General features: G+C 45.5%; 4 protein-coding genes. 1 reads left to right on the top strand and 3 read right to left on the bottom strand.

The window, feature by feature from the left end; genetic code table 11:
- Positions 1–532 precede the first annotated feature (532 nt).
- On the bottom strand, positions 533–1,411 hold the full coding sequence (locus L4D78_RS27850; protein ID WP_428469932.1) for a TraB/GumN family protein: 879 nt from the start codon (positions 1,409–1,411) through the stop codon (positions 533–535).
- Between the two features lie 133 nt (positions 1,412–1,544).
- Complete coding sequence (locus L4D78_RS27845; protein ID WP_428469931.1) at positions 1,545–4,481, bottom strand: copper-translocating P-type ATPase; 2,937 nt, start codon at positions 4,479–4,481, stop codon at positions 1,545–1,547.
- Between the two features lie 195 nt (positions 4,482–4,676).
- On the opposite strand from L4D78_RS27845, the gene cueR reads away from it, so the two are divergent.
- Positions 4,677–5,069 (top strand): Cu(I)-responsive transcriptional regulator, encoded by a 393-nt coding sequence (gene cueR, locus L4D78_RS27840; protein ID WP_428469930.1) that lies wholly within the window; start codon positions 4,677–4,679, stop codon positions 5,067–5,069.
- Between the two features lie 43 nt (positions 5,070–5,112).
- On the opposite strand, the gene L4D78_RS27835 is transcribed toward cueR, so the two are convergent.
- Complete coding sequence (locus L4D78_RS27835) at positions 5,113–5,967, bottom strand: co-chaperone YbbN (protein ID WP_428469929.1); 855 nt, start codon at positions 5,965–5,967, stop codon at positions 5,113–5,115.
- Positions 5,968–6,366 lie beyond the last annotated feature (399 nt).

The following is a 6,366-nucleotide window of genomic DNA, read 5'->3' as shown; positions in this document are numbered from 1 at the left end:
GGTCTTATGACGCAGGCTTTTTTCGTTTTGGGTGTTTAGTGAAGTCATTGAATAGCGCACTTGGTAGTGCATCGCAGCTCTTGGTATAAGCGGACCAGAGGGTCGGGGGTTCCCTGTTTCCTAGGTTTGGCGTCTTCACCGACCACTTTTCGAAAGCCTCAACTGCGCGTCCCGGTCTTATAACGCAGGCTTTTTTTCGTTTTGGGTGTTTAGTGAAGTCATTGAATAGCGCACTTGGTAGTGCATCGCAGCTCTTGGTATAAGCGGATCAGAGGGTCGGGGGTTATCATTGCCTCGATTTGGCCTCTTCACCGACCACTTTTCGAAAGCCTCAACTGCGCGTCCCGGTCTTATGACGCAGGCTTTTTTCGTTTTGGGTGTTTAGTGAAGTCATTGAATAGCGCACTTGGTAGTGCATCGCAGCTCTTGGTATAAGCGGACCAGAGGGGCGGGGGTTACCATTGCCTCGATTTGTCCTCTTCACCGACCACTCTTCGTAAACCTCAACTGCGCGTTCCGGTCTTATGACTAGCTACAAGCGACAATTACTTCTTTCACCTTGTGTTAATAGACTAACTTCAAATCCCTGCTGCTCAAGTAATGCTGGCACACCTTGCTCTCCAAAGAGGTGCAATGCGCCTACCACGACGATAAAACGGCCTTGTTGATACAGCGGTGACGTTGAAAGCAGTGATGCCCACTTATGATTGCGTTCAAAAATTAATGTGTCGTCGGTGTCGTCAGAGTACTGACTATCTTCAAATAGTGATAATAATTGCTGGTGATCACCGGCTTTCCATGCGTCTACAAGACAACTAAGCTGAGTCTGCATCTCACCCCAATCATTTACTGTTGTCATGAGTAAATCTTTGCCGTGATCGTCAAATGATTCCATCATTTCAATTTGTTGCTGAATACTTTCTAGTTCAAGAATGGGGCGTCTTTCTTCATTGGCTCGTTGTAACAGGGTGATATCAATACCTTGCTCAGGCGTTAGACCGACTTGCTTAGCCATATCCATTTGGAGTTGGATCGCTGCAAGCCAAGGTGGGCTATTTAGCAATGAAGGGTAGGATTGATGTGTTTGTTTAGTGACTTGAGCGAGCTTTTCTTTTTCAGCATGGTCGAGTAATTGGGTCGTAGTAGGCTGGTTTGGTTTGAGTGCTGTATTCGCAGGTTTGAGGATATTGGCTTCGACGACCAAAGCATCAGCGTCTTTCCAATGGTCGAGAAACGGAGATGGTAGAGGGTATAACGTTTCATTACCGGCGTGAATTGAACCTAAAAAAATAAATTCACGTTGGCTGTCTTTGGCAAGCCACACCATCGGGGCGGAGTAGGCTGACGTAGCGATGAATGGCAGTAGCCAGCACAGTGTTGAAAGTCTAGATGAAAAGCGAGATAAGAACATAAGACAGATAGCTGAGAAAACTAATGATACCTTGGTTATATCAGCTATCTGTCGTTGTGGCTATTTATCAGGATGAAGCCAGAACCACCAAACAATAAAAACAATGGCAGTGATACCGATAATGGCAACCATATTATTGCTCCTTAGCTGTAGGGGAAGTGCGGTGTGTACTGCCCTTAGGGCGGAACAAACGAAGTCGGTTGGCATTACTCACCACGGTGATGGAAGACAGAGCCATTGCGGCGCCTGCGACAACAGGGCTTAAGAGCGCCCCTGTAAATGGGAATAGAACACCAGCGGCAATTGGGATCCCTAATGTATTGTAAATAAAGGCCCCAAACAGGTTTTGTTTCATGTTTTTTAACGTCGCCTCTGATAGTTGCAAGGCATCAGCGACTCCATGTAATGAGTGGCGAACTAAGGTTAATTGCGCACTTTCAATGGCGACATCGCTACCACTTCCCATTGCAATGCCTACTTCAGCTTGTGCTAACGCTGGAGCATCATTGATCCCGTCACCGACCATCGCGACTTTTTTACCTTGCTGCTGCAGTGCTGAAATTTCGGCGGCTTTACCATCGGGTAAAACACCTGCGATCACATGGTCGATCCCCGCTTGTATTGCAATGGCTTTCGCTGTTGCTTCGACATCGCCAGTAAGCATGATGACTTCGAGGTTCATGGATTTTAGTCGTTTGATAGCATCGACTGAATCGTGACGAAGTGGGTCGCTGATGCCCATGATGCCGATCAACTGATTATCTTTTGCAATGAAAATCGGCGTGGCGCCTTGTTGGCTTATGGCATCAGCATCTGATAACTCAGCGGTAATGTTGATTTGATGAAGCTCCATCAGCTTGCTGTTACCAAGTAAAATCTGATGACCATCAACCATGCCACTTACCCCATACCCTGGATTCGCTTTAAATGTTTGCAGCGGTTGTAACTCAAGTGATTTGTCTTTAGCAGCTTCAAGAACGGCTTTTGCAAGAGGGTGTTCAGAACCCTGTTCAAGGCTGGCTGACAGGGTCAGTAGCTCGTCATGGTCTATACCATGGTATGTTTTTAATTCAACAAGTTGAGGCCGGCCTTCGGTTAATGTACCTGTCTTATCAAGTACAACAGTATCGACATCAGCCGCGATTTGCATTGCTTCGGCATTTCGGATCAGTACGCCGTATTCAGCTGCTCGTCCAACCCCAACAGTGACAGACATAGGGGTAGCAAGGCCTAACGCACATGGACAGGCAATAATGAGTACTGTGGTTGCAGCAACAAGCATGTAAACAGAGGATGGATCTGGGCCAACGTAGTACCATACTACAGCCGTTATAATGGCGATGATCATTACCGATGGGACAAAGATACTTGAGATAGTATCAGCTAGGCGAGCCAGCTCTGGTTTACTGCTTTGTGCCTGACGAACGAGGCTGATGATCCTTGCGAGCATGGTATCGTGACCAATTTTCTCGGCTTTAAAAATCAGGCTGCCATTTTGGTTGATGGTCCCTGCATGCAGAAGGTCACCTTGCTGCTTATTCGCTGGAATCGGTTCGCCTGTTAGCATGGACTCATCAATGTAGCTGTTGCCGTCAACGATGGTGCCATCAACCGGTACTTTTGCTCCGGGGTATAGGCGTAGCAGCATGCCTGCTTTTACTTCAGCAAGAGGGACCTCTCGTTCTTGACCGTGTTCGATGATGACAGCCGTTTGTGGCTGTAGATCCATGAGTTGTTCAAGGGCTTTTGATGTACGGCTTCTTGCTCTTGCTTCTAGAGCATGGCCTAAGGTGACTAAGCCAAGGATCATCGCAGAGGCTTCAAAATAGACATGTCTTGCTTGTATTGGCAGTAACTCTGGGGCTATGACCACCAGCATTGAATACAGCCAAGCTGCGCCTGTACCCAGTGCGACTAATGTGTCCATGGTCGCTCGGTGATGTTTGAATGCTTTCCAAGCATTAATGAAAAAATGTCGCCCAACGGTGAGTAGTAAAGCAAGTGTAAGTATACCAACAGCGCCCCAGCCAACTTGATCTTGAGGGGAGTTGATCATCATGCTACCACCTAGCATTCCCCAAGCCATCATCGGCCCACCAGCACCTAATGCAATATAGGCATTGCGGATATGCTTGCGAAACGTGACCTCATTTTGTTGTTGCTGACGCTGGCGGCGTGACTGTTCATCTTCACTCAGTTCTGCACCATAACCCGCATCGCTGATCGCTTGAATGACGACATCGGTGGAGGCGGAGCCAGTCACTAGCGCAGTGCGCTCAGCTAAATTGACACTGGCGCTTGCTACACCCTTGACAGAGACAATGGCTTTTTCAACGGAAGCGACACAGCTCGCACACGTCATACCGGAAAGAATAAACTGGTTGGCTTTGTTGCCTTGCTCTGACTCTTTTTGACTCTGCTCTTTGCACTCTTTTTTCTGCTGGGGCGGTGTACTGGAAACTTGGGATTCTGCGTTTTTAGTCATGCCATGATGATTTGCATCAACGGCAGTCAAGCCTAGATTGGTAATTAGCTCGATAAGGGATTGTTGGTTGGTATAACTAGCAATCGTTGCAGAGGTTTTACTAACATCGAATGATTCAACGTCAGGGTGCTCGGTGAGGGCTTGTTCAACTTTCGCTACGCATTTACCACAGCTAAGCCCTGAGAGAGTTAGCGTTGATGTACTAAGGTCGGGGACTTGGAAACCAAGCGCTTCAATTTGAGTGATGATACTGGCGGTTGGCACCGTTCCAAGTCCGGATAAGCGGGTTTTGCTCACCTGATAATCAATCATGCCAGGGCTTTCTGCTAAGGCGGTTTTTACCTTATTGACGCATTTGCCACACGAGAGCCCACGAAGAGGCAAGTCGTATTTATACCCTGCCTCATAGCCGAGTTGGTCAATGATATTGATCGCTGCAATGGGGTCAATGTCACCCTCTATTACCGCGTTTTTAGTATCAATACTTGCTTTGCTGATCCCCGGCAAAGCGGTTAACGCGGTGTGAATTTTATTGGCGCAGTTCATGCACCTTACTTTTCGTAATGGGAGGGTAAATTTAGCCATCGTATTGCCTTAATAACTAACCTAAAGCCGATAGGACCTACATTAATCCTGCAGCTTATTGTGGGGTAATATGACTATCATAAAGCTTCCATTAACTAGAAGGTCAATGTTTTTTATCAATAGGATTGTTTACTTGTATCGCCGCCTAAATTATGAATAATAAAATAAAGGTTACAGTAGCTGTAAGGTTAAAGAATGAACATTAGTGAGGTTGCTAAGCTTACGGGCTTAACGGCAAAAACCATTCGATTTTATGAAGATAAAGGCGCGATTTCACTGCCTTCACGTGCGGAAAATGGATATCGCCAATATAGCCAGAAGCATGTCGATGAGCTGCATTTGATACGCCGTTCTCGCTTGGTGGGTTTTACATTGGATGAAAGCCGAGAGTTATTGGATTTTTCGAGAGATCCGAAAAGACGCAGTGCTGATGTAAAAATTAAAGCGGAGCAAAAGTTATTAGAAATTGATGAAAAGATAAATGAATTACGTCAAATGAAGCAAACATTGGAAGTACTGACTAAGCAATGCCCAGGAGATGAAGGCGCAGAGTGCCCAATAATAGAAGGGTTATGCCAGCATCAGTAAACCACCACAGTAAAATACGGTGGTGGTTATTTCAAAGGCGTGACTAGTACAGTAATGAGTACAGCTGGCGGCGGTATTTACTGGCAATAGCATTGCCTTGGCCGAGTGCAGCAAGAATATCCATTATCGTCTTTTTCGCATTACCATCAGCAAAGTTCATGTCTTTACGTAGCAGAGTGATTAGCAGTTCTAACGCTTCTTCGGCACGCTCCACTTGACTGTATTGCACGGCAAGTTCGAATACGATATCGAGGTTATCTGGCTGGGCTGCTAGCTTTTCTTCCAGTAAACGGATTTCGGGTGAATCACTTGCTTGTTTATGTAATTCAAGCTTTGCCATTAAACCTTTATATTTAGCGTCTTGATCTTGCATTAGCACAGTTGCAAGTAAATTTTCAGCTTCGTCATATTGGGCGGTTTCGATTAAGCATTCAGCCACTGCTAGTGTGATCACACTGTTTTTTTCAAATTTAGCCGAGAGTTCTCGAAGTACTGGAAGTGCTTCGTTAAATTGCTGGGCGTCGACTTGCTCTAACGCCGCTTTAAGTTCAAGTTCTTCTGGGCTTGGTAAATGCTTGGCTAGCATTTCACGAATGCTTTGTTCTGTTTGTGGTCCAGCGGCACCATCAACAGGTTGGCCATCTTTAAACAATGCAACGGTTGGTAAGCTACGTACGCCAAATTGCGAGGCAACCATCTGCTGGGTTTCACAGTTTAGCGTAGCAAGCGCAACTTGGCCTTGATAGGAAGCGACAACATGCTCTAAAACTTGGTTAACTTCGGCGGTTTCAGGCATTGAAGGTGCCCAAAAGCTGATTAATACAGGGGTTTGCATTGATTGCTCAATGACCTGTTGTAAGTTTTGCTCGTTTAATTCGATAGCAATTGATTGGTACATGGGTTTACTTCGCTCCCTAAGAATCTTGCTCTTTTGTTGGGTATAGTTATGGGGGAGCCTTCTGCCTATTTCAAGCATTATTATACCTAAACCCCTTCAACAGCGAAGATTTCTTGAAGAAAGTACTTTTGTTGAAAACATTTTCCTCTAATTCGCAAGAGGACTTCCTTCAAGAGTCTGTAGCTTGAAGTTACTTAGCAATAGCTCTAACCATCAGCGTTGTGATGTTTGACATTGAGTAGGGGTGTTAATAGAAAAGTCGGTAGACTGTTTAATTTATGGCTCCCTCGTAATATGAGGTAATCATTATATAATAATTTAGAGGTATATTGGTCTAGGTTATTAAGAGTATTTTAGATAGGCTGTTGTTTATATATATATACGGTTATATATACGGTT

The sequence above is a fragment of the Photobacterium minamisatsumaniensis genome (assembly GCF_050336695.1).
Classification (GTDB): domain Bacteria; phylum Pseudomonadota; class Gammaproteobacteria; order Enterobacterales; family Vibrionaceae; genus Photobacterium; species Photobacterium minamisatsumaniensis.
This window is presented reverse-complemented; position numbering and strand designations above follow the sequence as displayed.

Coding starts and splice junctions, on each gene's coding strand:
- L4D78_RS27850 (WP_428469932.1), bottom strand. CDS start 1,411: ATGTTCTTATCTCGCTTTTCATCTAGACTTTCAACACTGTGCTGGCTA.
- L4D78_RS27845 (WP_428469931.1), bottom strand. CDS start 4,481: ATGGCTAAATTTACCCTCCCATTACGAAAAGTAAGGTGCATGAACTGC.
- cueR (WP_428469930.1), top strand. CDS start 4,677: ATGAACATTAGTGAGGTTGCTAAGCTTACGGGCTTAACGGCAAAAACC.
- L4D78_RS27835 (WP_428469929.1), bottom strand. CDS start 5,967: ATGTACCAATCAATTGCTATCGAATTAAACGAGCAAAACTTACAACAG.